The sequence below is a fragment of the Rhodococcus sp. HM1 genome (assembly GCF_023218075.1).
Taxonomy (GTDB): domain Bacteria; phylum Actinomycetota; class Actinomycetes; order Mycobacteriales; family Mycobacteriaceae; genus Rhodococcus.
The window spans coordinates 32,991-49,680 of the sequence record NZ_JALPTB010000029.1 but is presented as its reverse complement, the minus strand read 5'-3'; the positions used below and the strand labels follow the sequence as shown (position 1 = coordinate 49,680).

Genomic DNA, 16,690 nt, shown 5'->3' with positions numbered 1-16,690 from the left:
TGCGTCACCGATCAGGCGGTGAGTCCGACGACCTTGTATTCGAGGTATTCGCCGGAATGCACGGCCTCGTGGGCGATCGGAGTGTCGGCGTCGGTGCACGACGGCAGGCACTCGATGATCGTGGACCAGTTCGGGGTGTGGAAGAACGGCATCGAGACGCGCTCGCGCTCCCACTTCTCTTGCGGCGGGGTGAGGATGCGGTGGCGGGTGGAGACCCAGCGGTCGTTGGTCCAGATCGCCATGAGGTCACCGATGTTGACGACGAAGGAGTTCTCGACGAACGGCACGTCGACCCATTCCCCGGTCGACCGGTCGACGACCTGCAGGCCGCCCTCCTCGTCCTGGTACAGGATCGTCAGCGTGCCGGAATCGGTGTGCGGGAACTTGCGGTACTGGCCCTCGGCCGGCGGTGTGGTGATGGGCGGGTAGTAGTTCGCACAGAGGTTGGTCAGGTGGTTGTCGAACATGCCGTCGAAGAAGTGTTCGTCGAGGTCGAGTCCGAGCGCGAAGAACCGCATCACCTCGAGGGCCAGGTGTTCGAGCTCGGCGTAGTACGCGAGCCAGCTGGGCCGGAAGTCCTCGAGACCGGGCAGGTCGGGCCAGCGGTTGGGACGCGACCACACCTCGTATCCCTCGGCGAGTTCGGCGGGATCGGCCACTCCGGGTTCACCGGCGCGGTTCATGGTGAACAGCTCGCACAGGTCGGGCGGCGAGTCCAGGCGGGTCGCGAAACCATCGGCGCTGGCCCCGTCGCGGCCCGGGGTGCTGGCCCGGCCCTCGTGGAACAGGCGCAGCCCCCGCAGCGTGACGTCACCGGGCGGCGCGGCGAGGTGCCGGCGCTCCTCGAGCGGCACGTGGAAGAAGTCGCGGGTCACGCTCAGCACCCGATCGATGAGCGCCCGGTCGATGCCGTGGCCGGCGATCACGAAGAATCCCGAAGTGCTGCAAGCCTTGTCGAGGGCACGTCCGACGGCCGCGCGCGCCTGCGAATCTCCGGTCAACGCCCGGGACAGGTCGATCTGCGGGATGTACCCGTCGATGAGAACGGGGTCGCCGGAAACGGTCGAAACGTTCGAATCAGTCACAGGGATCATCGAACGGGACGAAGATGACGGCTCCTCACCGTCAGGTAAATGATTCGTTACCGATGCAACTGAAACGCCGGCGCGGGCGCCTCGATGCAGTCGCCGACCGAGGAGACAGCGGCGCGCTGCATGCCGCGCGCGGCTGTCTGCTGGGTCGGCGGGTGTCGGGCGGGGTCGTGGGAGCCGTCGATCATCACCCTTGCCACATACCCCCTGGGGGTATACCGTCGGTTGTGGCAAACCCCCATGCGGGTACAAGACCAGCAAGAGGTCCACCTTCGTCCAGCCCGGAGAGGTGCCCATGCACAACCACCAGCCCGAGATCGAACCCGGCGCCACGAAGACGACACTGCGCCCGGATCCACATGCCGGTCACGACGCGCACACCGCCGACGCCGCACACGGCGGTCACGATCGGCACACGGGACACGGAGCCCACGGGGAGATGTTCCGGCGACGATTCCGGATCAGCCTCGTGTTGTCGGTGCCGGTCGTCGCGTTCAGCCACATGGTCGCCGAACTGTTCGGCTACACCCTCCCGCACGCCCCCTGGGTCGCGTGGATTCCGCCCGTGCTGGGCACGGTGATCTTCGTCTACGGCGGCATGCCGTTCCTCACCGGCGGCTGGGCCGAGCTGCGGTCCCGGCGGCCGGGGATGATGCTGCTGATCGGGATGGCGATCAGCGTCGCGTTCGTCGCCTCGTGGGTCACCACGCTCGGCCTGGGCGGCTTCGACCTCGACTTCTGGTGGGAGCTGGCGCTGCTGATCGTCATCATGCTGCTCGGCCACTGGCTCGAGATGCGCGCGCTGGGTTCGGCGTCCGGCGCACTCGAGGCGCTCGCCGCGATGCTGCCGGACACCGCCGAGAAGATCACCGACGATGGCACCCGCGAGGTGCCGCTGGACGAATTGACGGTCGGCGACCTGGTTCTCGTGCGGGCCGGAGCGCGAGTGCCGGCGGACGGCAACATCGCCGACGGCCGCGCCGAGGTCGACGAATCGATGATCAGCGGCGAATCCAAACCCGTCGTCCGGCAGGTCGGCGACACCGTCGTCGCCGGCACCGTCGCCACCGACAGCTCCCTGCGGGTACGTGTCACCGCAGTCGGCGAGGACACCGCTCTGGCGGGTATCCAGCGGATGGTCGCCGACGCACAGGCCTCGTCGTCCCGCGCGCAGGCCCTGGCCGACAAGGCCGCGGCGTTCCTGTTCTACTTCGCCGCGGTCACCGGCGCGCTCACCTTCGCGGTGTGGACGCTGCTCGGCAACCTCGACGAGGCGGTGGTGCGCACCGTCACCGTGCTCGTCATCGCCTGCCCCCATGCCCTGGGTCTGGCGATCCCGCTCGTGATCGCGATCTCCACCGAACGCGCCGCGCGGGCAGGGGTTCTGGTGAAGGACCGCCTGGCGCTCGAACGCATGCGCACCGTCGATGTGGTGCTGTTCGACAAGACCGGCACCCTCACCCAGGGTCGCCATCAGGTGACCGGCATCGCGCCCGCCACGGGTGTCACGGACGAGGAGCTGCTCGCCGTGGCCGCCGCGGTCGAGGCCGACAGCGAACACCCGGTCGCGCGGGCCGTCGTCGCGGCGGCGGAGGACCGTGTGCCCCACGACGCGCGGGTCACCGCCACCGACTTCCGGTCGCTGCCCGGCCGCGGAGTGAGCGCCGTCGTCGACGGTGTGGAGGCGACGGTCGGTGGACCGGCGATGCTGCGCGACCTGCAGCTCTCGGTGCCCGACGAGGTTGCCGCCGTCACCGGCGGATGGGTGCAGCGCGGCGCCTCGGTGCTGCACGTCGCGCGCGGCGCGCAGGTGCTCGGCGCGGTCACGCTTGAGGACGCGGTGCGCGACGAGTCACGCCGGGCGATCGAGGCCCTGCACGCCCGCGGGGTGCGGGTCGCGATGATCACCGGCGATGCACAGCAGGTCGCCGATGCCGTCGCCGCCGACCTGGACATCGACGAGGTGTTCGCCGAGGTGCTACCGGAGCACAAGGACGCGAAGGTCACCGAACTGCAGCAGCGCGGCCACCGGGTCGCGATGGTCGGCGACGGCGTCAACGACGCACCCGCCCTCGCTCGCGCGGACGTCGGTGTCGCGATCGGCGCGGGCACCGACGTCGCGATCGAATCCGCGGGGGTCGTGCTGGCTGCGGACGATCCGCGGGCGGTGCTGTCGATCATCGAACTGTCGCGTGCCGGCTATCGGAAGATGTGGCAGAACCTGGTGTGGGCCACCGGCTACAACATCGTCGCGGTGCCGCTCGCCGCCGGCGTGCTGGCCTTCGCCGGGGTGGCGATCTCCCCCGCGGTGGCCGCGATCCTCATGTCGGTGTCCACCATCGTGGTCGCGCTCAACGCCCAGTTGCTGCGTCGCCTCGATCTGGATCCGGCCCGCCTGTCGCGTCCGTGAACCACCCCGCGGCGTGGTCCGGCTAGCTGCGATCGTCCCCGCGCCCGTAGGCCCGGCGCGTCATCCGCGTCGAAACGACACCCATCGCGGCGATGGCGCCGGCGATGCCGACGAGGACGATGATCAGCCCGACGACCGGACCCGGCTGCAGCACGATCATCAGCACGGTGACGAGCGCGAGCACCGCGGTTGCCGAACCGACGACCGCGAGCGCCAGCTTCCCCAGCGGCAGATCCTTGCGTGGATCGTCGCCTCGGCCGCCGGCGCCGGTCACAGGCTGCCGACCCAGTTGCGCAGCAATGCCGCGCCGGCGTCTCCGGACTTCTCCGGGTGGAACTGCGTCGCCGACAGCGGGCCGTTCTCCACGGCGGCGAGGAACCTGACGCCGTGCTCGGCCCACGTGAGCTTCGGCGGGGCGATGCGTTCGGGTTCGGGCAGTTCCCACACCTGCGCGGCGTAGGAGTGCACGAAGTAGAATCGGGTGTCGGCGTCGAGGCCGGCGAACAGCACCGAGTCGGCGGGGGCTTCGACGGTGTTCCAGCCCATGTGCGGCAGCACCGGGGCGTCGAGGCGGGCGACCGTTCCCGGCCATTCGCCGCAGCCCTCGGTCTCGACGCCGTGCTCGACACCCTTCTCGAACAGGACCTGCATGCCCACGCAGATGCCGAGGACCGGCCGGCCTCCGGCCAGGCGGGTTCCGATGAGCTTCTCGCCCCCGACGGCCCGCAGGCCCTTCATGCACGCGTCGAACGCGCCGACGCCAGGGACGACGAGGCCGTCCGCGTTGAGCGCGACCTTCGGGTCCGCGGTGACTTCGACGTTCGCTCCGGTGCGGGCCAGTGCCCGGGCAGCCGAATGCAGGTTGCCGGAACCGTAGTCGAGAAGGGCGACGTTCTTTGCGCTCATGGGTTCGATTCTATGGGTCGTGGTTTCGGGTCGGACGGCCCGGCAAGGCGGGCCAGGAGGGGAAGGACCGGAACGAGCACCGCGGCGATCGCGAAGGCCGCCGGGTACCCCGCGGCGGTCGCGAGTGCGCCGAGCAGAAACGCGCCGATGCCAGCACCGGCGTCGAAGCCGATGTTCCAGGCGGCACTCGCGGATCCGATGTGGCTTGGGCCGGCGCGACGGAACGCGACGAGCAGCGCCTCGTTCTGCACGATGCCGAAGCCGAGACCGAAGCATGCCGCCGCGCCGATCAGCGCAGGCGCGCCGGCGCGGTCGTCGGCGACGAGCGCGAACGGCACCATCGCGATCGCGGCGAGCGCCAAGCCGATCGGCAGCAACCGGCCCGCACCGATCCGGTCGGCCAGCGATCCCGCGCCGAACCGCCCGACGAGCGTGGACGCGCTCAGCGTGGCGAGGGCGATCGGCACCGGCAGGCCCACCGCCGCGATCTGCAGCAGCGACGTCAGGCCGCCGTAGGCGATGGCGCCGGCACCGATCGCCACGGTCGGCAGCAACAGTGCGAGCAGCGGAGGCCGGCCGTGCGTGGCGCCGGCGGCGGGTCGGACCCGCGGCAACCGTGCGGCGGCCACGAGCCCGAGTGTGGGCACGAGCGCACCGAGCACGAACACCGGTGCGGTCGAGAACCTTTCGGCCAGGAACAGGCCCAGCGGCAGACCGATCATCTGCGACGCGGCGATCGCGATGCCGAGGGCGCCGGTGGCGCGGCCCAACTGCCGGGCCGGGGTCAGTTCCGCGACCAGCGCGGCCGCGGCCACGGTGATCATGCCGAAGCCGATGCCGCGCACCGCCGAGATGCCCAGCACCACCGGCGGCGCGGTCGAGGCGAGCAGCCCCAGCGACGGCAGACCGAGCAGCAGGCACCCGGCGATCAGCAGTTGCCGATGTCCCCGGGCGCGCATCAGCTTCGGCATGGCCAGCTGGGTGAGCACCGTGGTCGCCATGAACACCGTCGTCACCGATCCGGCGAGCGTGTCGCTGCCTCCCGCCTGCGCGATCGCCCACGGGACGACGGGCAACAGCAACGAGAATCCGCCGAACGCGGCGGCCGCGAGAGCCCAGGACGCGAGAAGGCCACGGATGCCGAGCAGGCCCGGCGCAGCCGTCACAGCAACCTCAGGATCCCGGCGATCGCGGCGAGCAACGTCAGGGCCAGCAGCACCCCGGCGAACAGCTGGTTGCCGGCTTTCCATGCCGACCACGTTCCCCCGGCGGCCAGCCCTGCGACCAGGAAGCAGCCGTAGGTCAACAGGACATCCATCGGCTACAGGCTGCCCTTGGTCGACGGGATGCCGCTGACCCGCGGGTCCGGTTCGACGGCCTCGCGCAGCGCCCGCGCCACCGCTTTGAACTCGGCCTCGGTGATGTGGTGCTGGTCGCGGCCGTACAGCACGCGCACGTGCAGCGCGATACGGGCGTGGAACGCGAACGACTCGAACACGTGCTTGTTGATCACCGTGGCGTAGGGCACGCCCGGGTAGCCGCCGATCACCGAGTGCACCATGTAGTCCGGTTCCCCGGTGTGCACGCAGTACGGCCGTCCCGACACGTCCACCGAGGCGTGCGCGAGGGTCTCGTCCATGGGGATGAAGCAGTCACCGAAGCGGCGGATGCCGCGCTTGTCGCCGAGGGCCTGGTTGAACGCCTGGCCGAGCACGATCGCGGTGTCCTCGACGGTGTGGTGCGCCTCGATCTCGACGTCGCCCTTCGCGTGGACGGTCAGGTCGAAGGAACCGTGCTGGCCGAGCGCGGTGAGCATGTGGTCGTAGAACGGGATACCCGTCGAGATGTCGGTGCGGCCGGTGCCGTCGAGATTGATCTCGACGCTGATGCTCGACTCCTTGGTCGTGCGTTCGACCTTCGCGATCCGGTCGCTCATCGGGTTCCCTCGATTTCCGTTGCGGCGAGTTGCTCACTCACGCGCAACAATTCGTCGTTCTCGTGTGCCAACCCGATGGTGGTGCGCAGGTAGCCGGGGATGCCGACGTCCCGGATGAGCACGCCTTCGTCGAGGTAGCGCTGCCAGGTGGCGGGGGCGTCCGCGAACCGGCCGAACAGGATGAAGTTGGCGTCCGACGGGATCACCTCGTAGCCGAGGCGCGCCAGTTCCGCGGCGACGCGGATGCGCTCGGCGGTCAGTGCCGCGACCGACCCGAGCGTCTCCTCGGCGTGCCGCAGCGCCGCCCGGGCGGCGGCCTGGGTGATCACCGACAGGTGGTACGGCAGTCGCACCAGCAGCAGTGCCTCGACGACGGCGGGCGCCGCGGCGAGGTAGCCGAGGCGACCCCCGGCGAACGCGAACGCCTTGCTCATGGTGCGCGAGACGATGACCTTCGCCGGATACTCGTCGATCAGCGCGAGCGCGCTCGGCACCGCGGAGAACTCTGCGTACGCCTCGTCGACGATGACGATGCCCGGTGCGGCCTCGACGATCACCCGCAACTGGTCGAGCGGGATGCTGTGCCCGGTGGGGTTGTTCGGGCTGGTGACGAACACGACGTCGGGCTTACGGTCCCGGATCGCCGCGACGGAGGCCTCGATGTCGAGGGTGAAATCGTCGCGCCGGTAGGTCGCCAGCCACTCGGTCTGGGTGCCGTCGGAGATGATCGGGTGCATCGAGTACGACGGCACGAAGCCCATCGCACTACGGCCCGGCCCACCGAACGCCTGCAGGATCTGCTGCAGGATCTCGTTGGATCCGTTCGCCGCCCACAGGTTTTCGACACCCACTGCGACACCGGTCTGCCGGGTCAGGTAGGCAGCGAGGTCGGTGCGCAGGGCCACGGCGTCGCGGTCCGGGTAGCGGTGCAGCTCACGCGCCGCCTCACGCACGGCCTCGGCGACGTCGTCGACGAGCGCCTGCGTCGGCGGGTGCGGGTTCTCGTTGGTGTTCAGCTGCACCGGCACCGTCAACTGCGGTGCGCCGTAGGCGGATTTGCCGCGCAGGTTCTCGCGCAGGGGCAGGTCGTCGATGGTGATGCGGCTGCCGGGCACGGTCCCGGTCTGTGCGCCGCTCATCGCAGAGCCTCGAAACGCAGACGCACGGCCTCACCGTGGGCGGGCAGGTCCTCGGCGTTCGCGAGGGTGATGACGTGCCCGGCGACGTCCTGCAGCGCTTCGCGGCTGTAGTCGACGACATGGATGCCGCGCAGGAAGGTCTGCACGCTCAGCCCGGACTGGTGCCGCGCGCAGCCGGCGGTGGGCAGCACGTGGTTCGAGCCGGCGCAGTAGTCGCCGAGGCTGACCGGCGCCCACGGCCCCACGAAGATCGCGCCGGCGGCACGGACCCGCGCGGCCACCTCGGAGGCGTTCTCGGTCTGGATCTCGAGGTGCTCGGCGGCGTAGGCGTTGACGACCTGCAGGCCCTGCTCGAGATCGTCGACCAGGACGATGCCGGACTGGCTGCCGGACAGCGCGGTCGTCACACGTTCGCGGTGCTTGGTGATCTCGAGCTGCGCGGCGAGGGCGGCGTCGACGGCGTCGGCCAGGTCGGTGCTGGTGGTGACCAGGACCGAGGCGGCCATCACGTCGTGTTCGGCCTGGCTGATCAGGTCGGCGGCCACGTGCACGGCGTCGGCGGTGTGGTCGGCGAGGATCGCGATCTCGGTGGGCCCGGCCTCGGCGTCGATTCCGACGACGGCGCGGCACAGCCGCTTGGCGGCGGTGACGTAGATGTTGCCGGGGCCGGTGATCATGTCGACGGGGGCGAGCTCGGTCGCGGCGTCGTCGACGTCGGTGCCGCCGTAGCTGAGCAGCGCGACGGCCTGGGCGCCGCCGACGGCCCACACCTCGTCGACGCCGAGCAGCGCGGCCGCGGCGAGGATGGTCGGGTGCGGCAGACCGTCGAAGTCCTTCTGCGGCGGCGAGGCGATGACGAGCGATTCGACGCCGGCGGCCTGGGCCGGGACGACGTTCATCACGACGGACGACGGGTAGACGGCGTTGCCGCCGGGCACGTACAGGCCGACGCGCTCGACCGGCACCCAGCGTTCGGTGACGGTGCCCCCGGGCACGACCTCGGTGACGGTGTCGGTGCGGCGCTGATCGGCGTGGACGAGGCGGGTGCGGGTGATGGCGACCTCGAGGGCCGCGCGCACGGCGGGGTCCAGTTCGGCGAGCGCCCGGTCGATCGCGGCCTGCGGTACGCGTACCTGCGCGGGGCGCACGCCGTCGAACTTCTCGCTGTAGTCGAGGGCGGCGACGGCTCCGCGGTCGCGGATGTCGTCGACGACGGGACGGACGTGATGCAGCACCGCGTCCACATCCACTCCGCCTCGGGGCAGGGCGCCCCTCAGCTCCGCAGTGGTGGGGGTACGACCGCGCAGGTCGGTGCGGGCAAGCATGAGGTGTCCTCTCTCGTAGAACAGGGATCTGTTCCATTATCCGCGATACACGCAAACGAGTTGTCGGCCGGTCGCCCGGCGGCGCGGCGTCCCTGCCCCGGCGGCACCGATTCCGGGCTGCGGCGGTCCTATGCTGGGCGGCATGGACGACGACGCATCGCACCCTGCCACCCTGGGTGAGCTGATTCGCCGCCAGCGCGAGCTCGCCGCACTGCCGATGCGGCAGCTGGCCGCGATGGTGGGAATCTCGAACCCGTATCTGTCGCAGATCGAGCGGAATCTGCGGGCGCCGAGCGATCGGGTGCTCAATGCCATCGCCGAGCAGCTGCACCTGTCGGCGGACACCCTGACGGCCCAGGTCGCCTCCCCCGCCGCGGCCAAGGAATCCGCAGTGCTGCAAGCGATCCGGGAGGATCCGGATCTGACCAACCCGCAGCGCCGGTCGCTGGAGGAGATGTACGAGGCGTTCCGGGAGGTGACCGTCGCCAAACGGAGACGGGGCATTCGGGACGAGTCGGACGAATCCCCGACAGCGTGACGTGATTCACATCTGAAACAAGTTCTACGAGTGCGTCACAGCACCTCGCAGGTCGGGCGAGTGCCCGTGCGCCGCGTCACTACCTGCAGTGACCATGTACCTCGAAGTAAGGTGCGCGCCTCTGCGGTCCGTGTCACCCTCGGGCATCCCCCAACCATGACCTGAGGTGAGCCCGTGCTCGACCATGTGCACAAGAAGTTGAAGTCCAGCCTCGATCCGATCGGCTGGGCACCCGCCGTCGCGTCCGTGGCCGGACGCGCCGTCCGCAATCCGCAGAAGGTCGCCTCGGCGACCACCGGATACACCACGCGCCTGGCCAAGATCCCCGCCGCCGCCACCCGCGTGTTCAACGAGGCCGACCCGCAGCCGCCGCTGCCCGTCGATCCCCGGGACGGGCGGTTCAGCAACGCCGCGTGGAAAGAGAACCCCGCCTACTTCTCGCTGCTGCAGAGCTACCTGGCCACCCGCGAGTACGCGCTCGAGCTCACCGAAGCCGGCGCCGGTGACCCGCTGCAGGACGGCAAGGCCCGTCAGTTCGCGAACCTGATGTTCGACGTCCTCGCACCGTCGAACTTCCTGTTCAACCCCGCGGTGCTGACCCGCGCGCTCGAGACCGGCGGCGCGAGCCTGCTGCGCGGCGCCCGGTACGCCCTCGACGACCTGACCAACCGGGGCGGCCGGCCGCTGAAGGTCGACGTCGACGCCTTCAAGGTCGGCGAGAATCTCGCGGCGACGCCCGGCAAGGTCGTCTACCGCAACGATCTGATCGAGCTGATCCAGTACGCGCCGCAGACCGAGCAGGTGCACGAGATCCCGATCCTGGCGGCGCCGCCGTGGATCAACAAGTACTACATCCTCGATCTCGCGCCCGAGCGCAGCCTGGTCGAGTGGGCCATCCGCCACAACCGCACCGTGTTCATGATCTCGTACCGCAATCCCGACGAGTCCATGCACGACGTGACCATGAGCGACTACTACGCCCAGGGCATCGCGTCGGCGCTGGACGTGGTCGAGGAGATCACGGGATCGTCCCGCATCGAGGTGCTCTCCATCTGCCTCGGTGGCGCGATGGCCGCGATGGCCGCCGCCCGGCTGGCGGCCGAGGGCGACCGCCGCATCTGCGCGCTGACCATGCTCAACACCCTGCTCGACTACCGCGACGTCGGCGAGCTCGGATTGCTGACCGATCCGGCCACCCTCGACAACGTCGAGTTCCGGATGCGCGCCCAGGGCTTCCTGTCCGGCCACGAGATGTCCGGCAGCTTCGACATGATCCGGGCCAAGGATCTGATCTTCTCGTACTGGGTATCGCGGTGGATGAAGGGTGAGAAGCCGACGGCCTTCGACATCCTCGCCTGGAACGAGGACAGCACCCGCATGCCCGCGGCCATGCACTCGCACTACCTGCGAACCCTCTACGGACGCAACGAACTCGCCGAAGGCGTGTACGAACTCGCCGGCAAGACACTGGATCTGGGCGACATCCGGTGCGACACGTACATCGTCGGTGCGATCAACGACCACATCGTGCCGTGGACGTCGTCGTACGAGTCGGTGCGGCTGCTCGGCGGCTCCGTCCGGTTCGTGCTGTCCAACGGCGGTCACATTGCGGGAGCGGTGAATCCGCCGGGGCCGAAGTGCTGGTTCGAGGCGGTCGGCGCACCCGACGCGGAAACCCCTGCCGCTCTGCCGAATTCGGCGCAGGACTGGAAGGAGCGAGCCACCCGGAGCACGACGTCGTGGTGGGAGGACTGGGCGGCATGGTCCGGTTCGCGGGCCGGCGCGCTGGTCGCACCGCCGTCGATGGGCAGCACTGCACATCCGGCGCTGTGCGACGCACCGGGCACCTACGTCTTCGGATGACGCTCGGGTAGCGCGTTAGCAATCACCGTGCTAACTTGCTAACAGCGTCGTTCGAGGCGCTTCCACCACCGACAGAAGGACTCGTTATGACCTCCCCCAAGACCACCAACGCCGCCAAGGTCGCCACCGACGCCGCCTCCAAGGCCGCCACCGACGCGACCGACGCCGCGCAGAAGGTCGCCGCCTCCGCCACCCAGGCCGCCACCCGCGCCACGGAGGAGCTGAGCAAGGCCGTCGACGACACCGCCGCCCGCGTGAACGACTTCAACGGCAAGATCGTCGACGCCGCCAAGCAGAGCGGCAACCTGGCCGTCGACACCTACGAGAAGACCGTCTTCAGCCTTCTCGACCTGCAGGAGAAGTTCGCCGAGGCCACCCCGATCGAGTGGGTCGCCGACCTCGCGAAGGCACAGGTCTCGTTCGCTCGCGAACTGACCGCCACCACCGCCACCACCGCCCGCGACCTCCTCAAGTGAGGCCCGTGCGCACCGTCCTCGCATCGAAGGACGGGAAACGCGCACCGGCTACCGAGCCGCAGGCTTAGGGTGCGCGGCATGGACGCCGTATCACCCGCCGCGATCGCCGCGGCCCCGTTCCGCATCGGGGCCGCGGCGATCGCCGGTTGGAGCGCCTATCTGCTCGGTCTGGCCCGGCGCGGTGCCGGTCCGCTCGACCTCGTCGACGACGCCACCGCGTTCGTGAACGTCCTCACCGACCGCGACCGGCCCGGCTGGGCCCACCCCTGGCCCGTGGCCCTGCAGTGGCCGCTCGCGCGGCTGCGGGACTGCACCGTCGCATCACCGTCGACGGCCGGGACCGTGCCCACCCTGCTCCTGCCACCGCAGGCCGGCACCGATTCGTGCATCGTCGACCACTCCACCGAACGCAGCCAGATCGCGGCGCTGCACGCCGGCGGACTGACGCGGCTGTACTGCCTGGACTGGCTGCCCGCGACGGCCGAGACCGACGGCGACTCGATCGACGAACATCTCGCCGTGGTCGCCGAGGCGGTGGCCCATCTCGGCGGACGGGTCAATCTCATCGGTGACAGCCAGGGCGGGTGGCTCGGCGCCGTGTACGCGGCGCTGCACCCCGACGAGGTGCACACGCTGACCGTCGCGGGGGCACCGATCGACTTCCACGCCGATCGTCCGGGACTCGGCCTGCTCGGCCACCTGCCCCGCAGGGCGGGCGCCGCTGCGGCGGCCCTGGTCTACGACACCGGGCACCTGCTCGGCGTCCATCTCACCGACCCCGTCGGCGAGGTGCAGCGGGCGATGGATCTGCTCGCCGGGCTCGACGATCCCGAGGTGATCGCGCGGATCACCGAGCAGCGCCGCTGGTTCGTGTGGCGCCAGCCGATCCCCGCCGCGTTCCGGGACTGGATCGTCGAGCACCTCGTGGTGGGCAACGAACTGGTCCGGGGAGAGCTGGTGATCGGCGGGCGGCGCGTCGACCTCGCCGAGATCGACTGTCCCCTGATCCTGCTCGCCGGAACCGGCGACCTGCTGGCCCCGCCCGCACAGGTGCACGCCCTGGCCGCGCTCGTGGGCACCGCACCCGAACGGATCTCCCTGCACACCGTCGAGGACGGGCACATCGGGCTGTTCGTCGGGCGCCGGGTCCTGGCCGAACAGTGGACCCCGATCGCGTCCGCCGTCGCAGCGCAGTCCGGATCGGCAGCGGGGTTCGGGTGAACCGGGTGCGGGCGGCGGTCGTCGCGGTGGCGCTGATCCTCACCGCGTCGATCCTGCCCACAACGGCCGCAGCGGCACCGACCGAGTTGGCACCGACCGAGTTTCTGTGGGAAGTCTCCTCGTCGGGCTTCCAATCCGAGGGCTCGTCGCCGGACAGCAACTGGTCGCGCTACTCGGCCTCGGGCCGCACCCGCGACCCGATCGGTGCCGCCGTCGACTTCCGCCACCGCTATCGCGAGGACATTGCCCGCGCCGCCGACCTCGGGGTGGACGTGTTCCGGTTCTCCGTCGAATGGGCCCGGGTCCAACCGCGGGCCGATCACTGGGACGAGACGGAGTTCGCGTACTACGACGACGTGGTCGCCGCGATCCGGGAGCACGGCATGACGCCGATGATCACCCTGGACCACTGGGTGTATCCCGGATGGATCGCCGACCGCGGCGGCTGGGCCGATCCCGGCACGGTCACGGCCTGGCTGGCCAACGCCGAACGGGTGGTCGCCCGGTACGCGAACGCCGGGGCGCTGTGGGTCACCGTCAACGAACCGACGATCTACGTGCGGCAGGAACTCACCCTCGGCGGGTTGTTCCCCACCGACGTCCCCCGCATGTTCGACGGGCTCGTCGCCGCGCACCGCGGTGCGTACGAGCTGATCCACCGGCACGATCCGGACGCGAAGGTCACCTCGAACGTCGCGTACATCCCCGGCGCCCAGTCCTACCTGGACACGTTGTTCCTCGACCGCGTCCGCGACCGCCTGGACTTCGTCGGGGTCGACTACTACTACGGGGTGGAGCCCGGCAATCTCACCGCGATCCACGCCGCGTTCGACGACTTCGCAGCGGTGCGCCCGCATCCGCAGGGGCTGCACGACGCGCTGATGGACTACACCCGGCGGTATCCGGGGCTGCCGCTGTACGTCGTCGAGAACGGCATGCCCACCGCCGACGGGGCGCCGCGTCCGGACTGCTGGACCCGCTCCCGCCACCTGCGCGAGCACGTCGCCGCGGTGGCCCGCGCGATCGACGACGGCGCACCGGTGTTCGGCTACAACTACTGGTCGCTCACCGACAACTACGAATGGGGTTCGTACACACCACGGTTCGGCCTCTACACCGTCGACGCCCGCACCGATCCGACGCTGGCCCGCCGTCCCACCGACGGCGTCGAGGCCTATCGCGCGATCATCGGCGGCGGCGCACCCTAGATCTGCGCTGCCCTAGAATCGTGCGATGACCTGGCAGATGTGGCTCGCCTTCCTCGGCGCGGCGTGGGTGATCAGCCTGTCCCCCGGCGCCGGGGCCGTCGCGTCGATGTCCTCGGGACTCGCGCACGGCCTGCGCCGCGGCTACTGGAACATCCTCGGTCTGCAACTCGGCCTGCTGCTGCAGATCGCGGTGGTCGCCGCGGGCGTCGGCGCCGTCCTGGCCCGGTCCGCGACCGCGTTCACCGTCATCAAGTGGTTCGGCGTCGCGTATCTCGTGTATCTCGGGATCCGGCAGTGGCGGGCCCGGCCCACCGAAACCGAGGCCGAGACGCCGACGCGGGGCGCGTCCGCGCCGGCGCTGGTGCTGCGGGGCTTCCTCGTCAACGCCTCGAATCCGAAGGCCGTCGTCTTCATGCTGGCGGTGCTGCCGCAGTTCCTGGAACCGGCGGCGCCGCTGCTGCCGCAGTATCTGGCGATCGCGGCGACCATGGTCGCCGTCGACGTCGTCGTGATGACCGGCTACACCGGTCTGGCCGCGCGCGTGCTCACCCTGATGCGGTCCCCGCGGCAGCAGTCGATCACCAACCGCGTGTTCTCCGGACTGTTCCTGACCGCGGCTGCGTTCCTGGCGACGGTGCGCCGCGCCGCGACGGTCTGACCCGCCCCCCGAAAGCCCCGCGAGCGCGGGCGGAACGGGGTTAGGCTGGCCCGGACCAGCCAACTGCCGGTCGTCCGGTACCGGGTGTCGGTACCCGCGTCCGAACCTCTCGGTGGTGCACGACTCGGCCGTTCTCGGACGGCGGACCGGAGGCATCGTGAATCCAGTGGTGACCGCACCCGCGCCCCGCGCGACGCGTCCCATGCCCGCGCGTTATCACCTCAAGGGCTCGGTGCTCTACAAGCTGATGACCACGACCGATCCCAAGGACCTCGGGATCATGTACATGGTCACTTCGTTCGGGTTCTTCCTGGCCGGCGGCCTGATGGCGATGCTGATGCGCGCCGAACTCGCGGTCCCGGGCATGCAGTTCCTGTCGAACGAGCAGTACAACCAGTTGTTCACCGTGCACGGCGGCGTGATGCTGCTGATGTACGCAACGCCGATCGTGTTCGGTTTCGCGAACTACATCCTGCCGTTGCAGATCGGCGCCCCCGACGTCGCGTTCCCGCGTCTGAACGCCCTGAGCTACTGGCTGTACCTGTTCGGTGCGCTGATCGTCGTCTCGTCGTTCATCACCCCGGGGGGCGCCCCCGACTTCGGCTGGACCTCCTACACCCCGCTGTCCGACGTGACGCACACGCCCGGCGTCGGCGCGAACCTGTGGGTGATGGGTCTGGCCATCATGGGTCTGGGCACGATCCTCGGCGCCGTGAACATGACCACGACGGTCGTGTGCCTGCGGGCCCCCGGCATGACCATGTTCCGGATGCCGATCTTCACCTGGAACATCCTCATCACCAGCGTGCTGATCCTGCTGGTGTTCCCGCTGCTCACCGCCGCGTTCATGGGGCTGTTCGTCGACCGGGTGCTGAACGGGAACGTCTACGACCCCGCCACCGGCGGGGTGATCCTGTGGCAGCACCTGTTCTGGTTCTTCGGGCACCCCGAGGTGTACGTGGTGGCGCTGCCGTTCTTCGGCATCGTCTCGGAGATCTTCCCGGTCTTCTCCCGTAAGCCGATCTTCGGGTATTCGGGTCTGGTGTACGCGACGATCGCGATCGCGGCCCTGTCCATCGCGGTGTGGGCGCACCACATGTACGCCACCGGCGCCGTGCTGCTGCCGTACTTCTCGTTCATGACGTTCCTCATCGCCGTCCCGACCGGCGTGAAGTTCTTCAACTGGATCGGCACGATGTGGAAAGGTCAGCTCACTTTCGAGACCCCGATGCTGTTCTCGGTCGGCTTCATCATCACGTTCCTCTTCGGTGGCCTGACCGGCATCATCCTCGCGAGCCCGCCGATGGACTTCCACCTGCACGACTCGTACTTCGTGGTCGCGCACTTCCACTACGTGCTCTTCGGCACCATCGTGTTCGCCACCTACGCGGGCATCTACTTCTGGTTCCCGAAGATGACCGGCCGCATGCTCGACGAACGCCTGGGACGGTGGCACTTCTGGCTGACGTTCATCGGCTTCCACACCACCTTCCTGGTGCAGCACTGGCTGGGCAACGAGGGCATGCCGCGTCGCTACGCCGACTACCTGCCCACCGACGGCTTCACCACGCTGAACAGCATCTCGTCCGTGGGCGCGTTCATCCTCGGCGCGTCGACGCTGCCGTTCCTGTGGAACGTCTTCAGGAGCTACCGGTACGGCCAGGTCGTCACGGTCGACGACCCGTGGGGTTACGGCAACTCGCTGGAGTGGGCCACCTCCTGCCCGCCGCCGCGGCACAACTTCACCGAGCTGCCGCGCATCCGGTCGGAGCGTCCGGCGTTCGAGCTGCACTACCCGCACATGTCGGATCGGATGCGCGCCGAATCGCACGTCGGCTGGGGCAGCAGCAGCCACGAGGTCACCGAAGGAGCGCACCTCCAGGATCTCGCCGACCGCACGCCGAAGGAGCACTGACCGC

General features: G+C 69.7%; 16 protein-coding genes. 8 read left to right on the top strand and 8 right to left on the bottom strand.

Annotated features, from left to right (window positions below):
• Nucleotides 1-11: 11 nt before the first annotated feature.
• Nucleotides 12-1,085, bottom strand: coding sequence for a 2OG-Fe(II) oxygenase family protein (locus M1M07_RS16445; protein WP_248674895.1), 1,074 nt, complete (start codon nucleotides 1,083-1,085; stop codon nucleotides 12-14).
• 445 nt (nucleotides 1,086-1,530) lie between these two features.
• Here M1M07_RS16445 and M1M07_RS16440 point away from each other — a divergent pair, with 445 nt between their 5' ends.
• Nucleotides 1,531-3,501, top strand: a complete 1,971-nt coding sequence (locus M1M07_RS16440) for a heavy metal translocating P-type ATPase (protein ID WP_248674919.1) — start codon at nucleotides 1,531-1,533, stop codon at nucleotides 3,499-3,501.
• 22 nt (nucleotides 3,502-3,523) lie between these two features.
• Here the strand turns inward: M1M07_RS16440 and M1M07_RS16435 are convergent, their stop codons facing one another.
• Genes M1M07_RS16435 through hisD form a run of 7 tightly spaced genes read right to left on the bottom strand, consistent with a single transcriptional unit; the run spans nucleotide 3,524 to nucleotide 8,807 of the window.
• Nucleotides 3,524-3,775 (bottom strand): hypothetical protein, encoded by a 252-nt coding sequence (locus tag M1M07_RS16435; RefSeq protein WP_197251336.1) that lies wholly within the window; start codon nucleotides 3,773-3,775, stop codon nucleotides 3,524-3,526.
• Nucleotides 3,772-4,407, bottom strand: coding sequence for an imidazole glycerol phosphate synthase subunit HisH (gene hisH / locus M1M07_RS16430; protein ID WP_197251335.1), 636 nt, complete (start codon nucleotides 4,405-4,407; stop codon nucleotides 3,772-3,774). Before hisH ends, M1M07_RS16435 begins: the two co-directional genes overlap by 4 nt.
• The gene (locus M1M07_RS16425; RefSeq protein WP_248674918.1) at nucleotides 4,404-5,546 is read right to left on the bottom strand and encodes an MFS transporter; all 1,143 of its coding nucleotides are present in this window, start codon (nucleotides 5,544-5,546) and stop codon (nucleotides 4,404-4,406) included. The genes hisH and M1M07_RS16425 overlap by 4 nt, the downstream gene beginning before the upstream one ends.
• A 23-nt stretch (nucleotides 5,547-5,569) precedes the next feature.
• Nucleotides 5,570-5,725: a hypothetical protein gene (locus tag M1M07_RS16420; protein ID WP_231610203.1), complete on the bottom strand. Its 156-nt coding sequence runs from the start codon at nucleotides 5,723-5,725 to the stop codon at nucleotides 5,570-5,572.
• Between the two features lie 3 nt (nucleotides 5,726-5,728).
• Nucleotides 5,729-6,343, bottom strand: coding sequence for an imidazoleglycerol-phosphate dehydratase HisB (gene hisB, locus M1M07_RS16415; protein ID WP_197251333.1), 615 nt, complete (start codon nucleotides 6,341-6,343; stop codon nucleotides 5,729-5,731).
• Nucleotides 6,340-7,482 (bottom strand): histidinol-phosphate transaminase, encoded by a 1,143-nt coding sequence (locus M1M07_RS16410; protein WP_197251332.1) that lies wholly within the window; start codon nucleotides 7,480-7,482, stop codon nucleotides 6,340-6,342. Before M1M07_RS16410 ends, hisB begins: the two co-directional genes overlap by 4 nt.
• Complete coding sequence (hisD, locus tag M1M07_RS16405; protein WP_248674894.1) at nucleotides 7,479-8,807, bottom strand: histidinol dehydrogenase; 1,329 nt, start codon at nucleotides 8,805-8,807, stop codon at nucleotides 7,479-7,481. The genes M1M07_RS16410 and hisD overlap by 4 nt, the downstream gene beginning before the upstream one ends.
• Before the next feature lie 142 nt (nucleotides 8,808-8,949).
• On the opposite strand from hisD, the gene M1M07_RS16400 reads away from it, so the two are divergent.
• The 7 genes from M1M07_RS16400 (at nucleotide 8,950) to ctaD (ending at nucleotide 16,686) form a co-directional block, all read left to right on the top strand.
• Nucleotides 8,950-9,345, top strand: coding sequence for a helix-turn-helix domain-containing protein (locus tag M1M07_RS16400; RefSeq protein ID WP_197251331.1), 396 nt, complete (start codon nucleotides 8,950-8,952; stop codon nucleotides 9,343-9,345).
• A 174-nt stretch (nucleotides 9,346-9,519) separates the two neighbouring features.
• Nucleotides 9,520-11,208 carry an alpha/beta hydrolase gene (locus M1M07_RS16395; protein WP_197251330.1) on the top strand — a complete coding sequence of 563 codons (1,689 nt, stop codon included), beginning with the start codon at nucleotides 9,520-9,522 and terminating at the stop codon, nucleotides 11,206-11,208.
• Between the two features lie 86 nt (nucleotides 11,209-11,294).
• Complete coding sequence (locus M1M07_RS16390; protein WP_197251329.1) at nucleotides 11,295-11,684, top strand: hypothetical protein; 390 nt, start codon at nucleotides 11,295-11,297, stop codon at nucleotides 11,682-11,684.
• 78 nt (nucleotides 11,685-11,762) lie between these two features.
• Nucleotides 11,763-12,905 (top strand): alpha/beta fold hydrolase, encoded by a 1,143-nt coding sequence (locus M1M07_RS16385; RefSeq protein ID WP_248674893.1) that lies wholly within the window; start codon nucleotides 11,763-11,765, stop codon nucleotides 12,903-12,905.
• 5 nt (nucleotides 12,906-12,910) lie between these two features.
• Nucleotides 12,911-14,113 (top strand): family 1 glycosylhydrolase, encoded by a 1,203-nt coding sequence (locus M1M07_RS16380; protein WP_248674917.1) that lies wholly within the window; start codon nucleotides 12,911-12,913, stop codon nucleotides 14,111-14,113.
• A 25-nt stretch (nucleotides 14,114-14,138) separates the two neighbouring features.
• Nucleotides 14,139-14,771, top strand: coding sequence for a homoserine/homoserine lactone efflux protein (gene rhtB, locus M1M07_RS16375; RefSeq protein WP_248674892.1), 633 nt, complete (start codon nucleotides 14,139-14,141; stop codon nucleotides 14,769-14,771).
• Nucleotides 14,772-14,973: 202 nt separating this feature from the next.
• Entirely contained in the window at nucleotides 14,974-16,686 is a 1,713-nt protein-coding gene (ctaD, locus tag M1M07_RS16370) for a cytochrome c oxidase subunit I (RefSeq protein WP_248674916.1), read from the top strand.
• Nucleotides 16,687-16,690 lie beyond the last annotated feature (4 nt).

What these genes read in the sequence shown, in the direction of transcription:
- M1M07_RS16440 (WP_248674919.1), top strand. Translation starts at nt 1,531, where the DNA reads ATGTTCCGGCGACGATTCCGGATCAGCCTCGTGTTGTCGGTGCCGGTC.
- hisH (WP_197251335.1), bottom strand. Translation starts at nt 4,407, where the DNA reads ATGAGCGCAAAGAACGTCGCCCTTCTCGACTACGGTTCCGGCAACCTG.
- M1M07_RS16420 (WP_231610203.1), bottom strand. Translation starts at nt 5,725, where the DNA reads ATGGATGTCCTGTTGACCTACGGCTGCTTCCTGGTCGCAGGGCTGGCC.
- hisB (WP_197251333.1), bottom strand. Translation starts at nt 6,343, where the DNA reads ATGAGCGACCGGATCGCGAAGGTCGAACGCACGACCAAGGAGTCGAGC.
- M1M07_RS16410 (WP_197251332.1), bottom strand. Translation starts at nt 7,482, where the DNA reads ATGAGCGGCGCACAGACCGGGACCGTGCCCGGCAGCCGCATCACCATC.
- hisD (WP_248674894.1), bottom strand. Translation starts at nt 8,807, where the DNA reads ATGCTTGCCCGCACCGACCTGCGCGGTCGTACCCCCACCACTGCGGAG.
- M1M07_RS16400 (WP_197251331.1), top strand. Translation starts at nt 8,950, where the DNA reads ATGGACGACGACGCATCGCACCCTGCCACCCTGGGTGAGCTGATTCGC.
- M1M07_RS16390 (WP_197251329.1), top strand. Translation starts at nt 11,295, where the DNA reads ATGACCTCCCCCAAGACCACCAACGCCGCCAAGGTCGCCACCGACGCC.
- M1M07_RS16385 (WP_248674893.1), top strand. Translation starts at nt 11,763, where the DNA reads ATGGACGCCGTATCACCCGCCGCGATCGCCGCGGCCCCGTTCCGCATC.
- rhtB (WP_248674892.1), top strand. Translation starts at nt 14,139, where the DNA reads ATGACCTGGCAGATGTGGCTCGCCTTCCTCGGCGCGGCGTGGGTGATC.
- ctaD (WP_248674916.1), top strand. Translation starts at nt 14,974, where the DNA reads ATGCCCGCGCGTTATCACCTCAAGGGCTCGGTGCTCTACAAGCTGATG.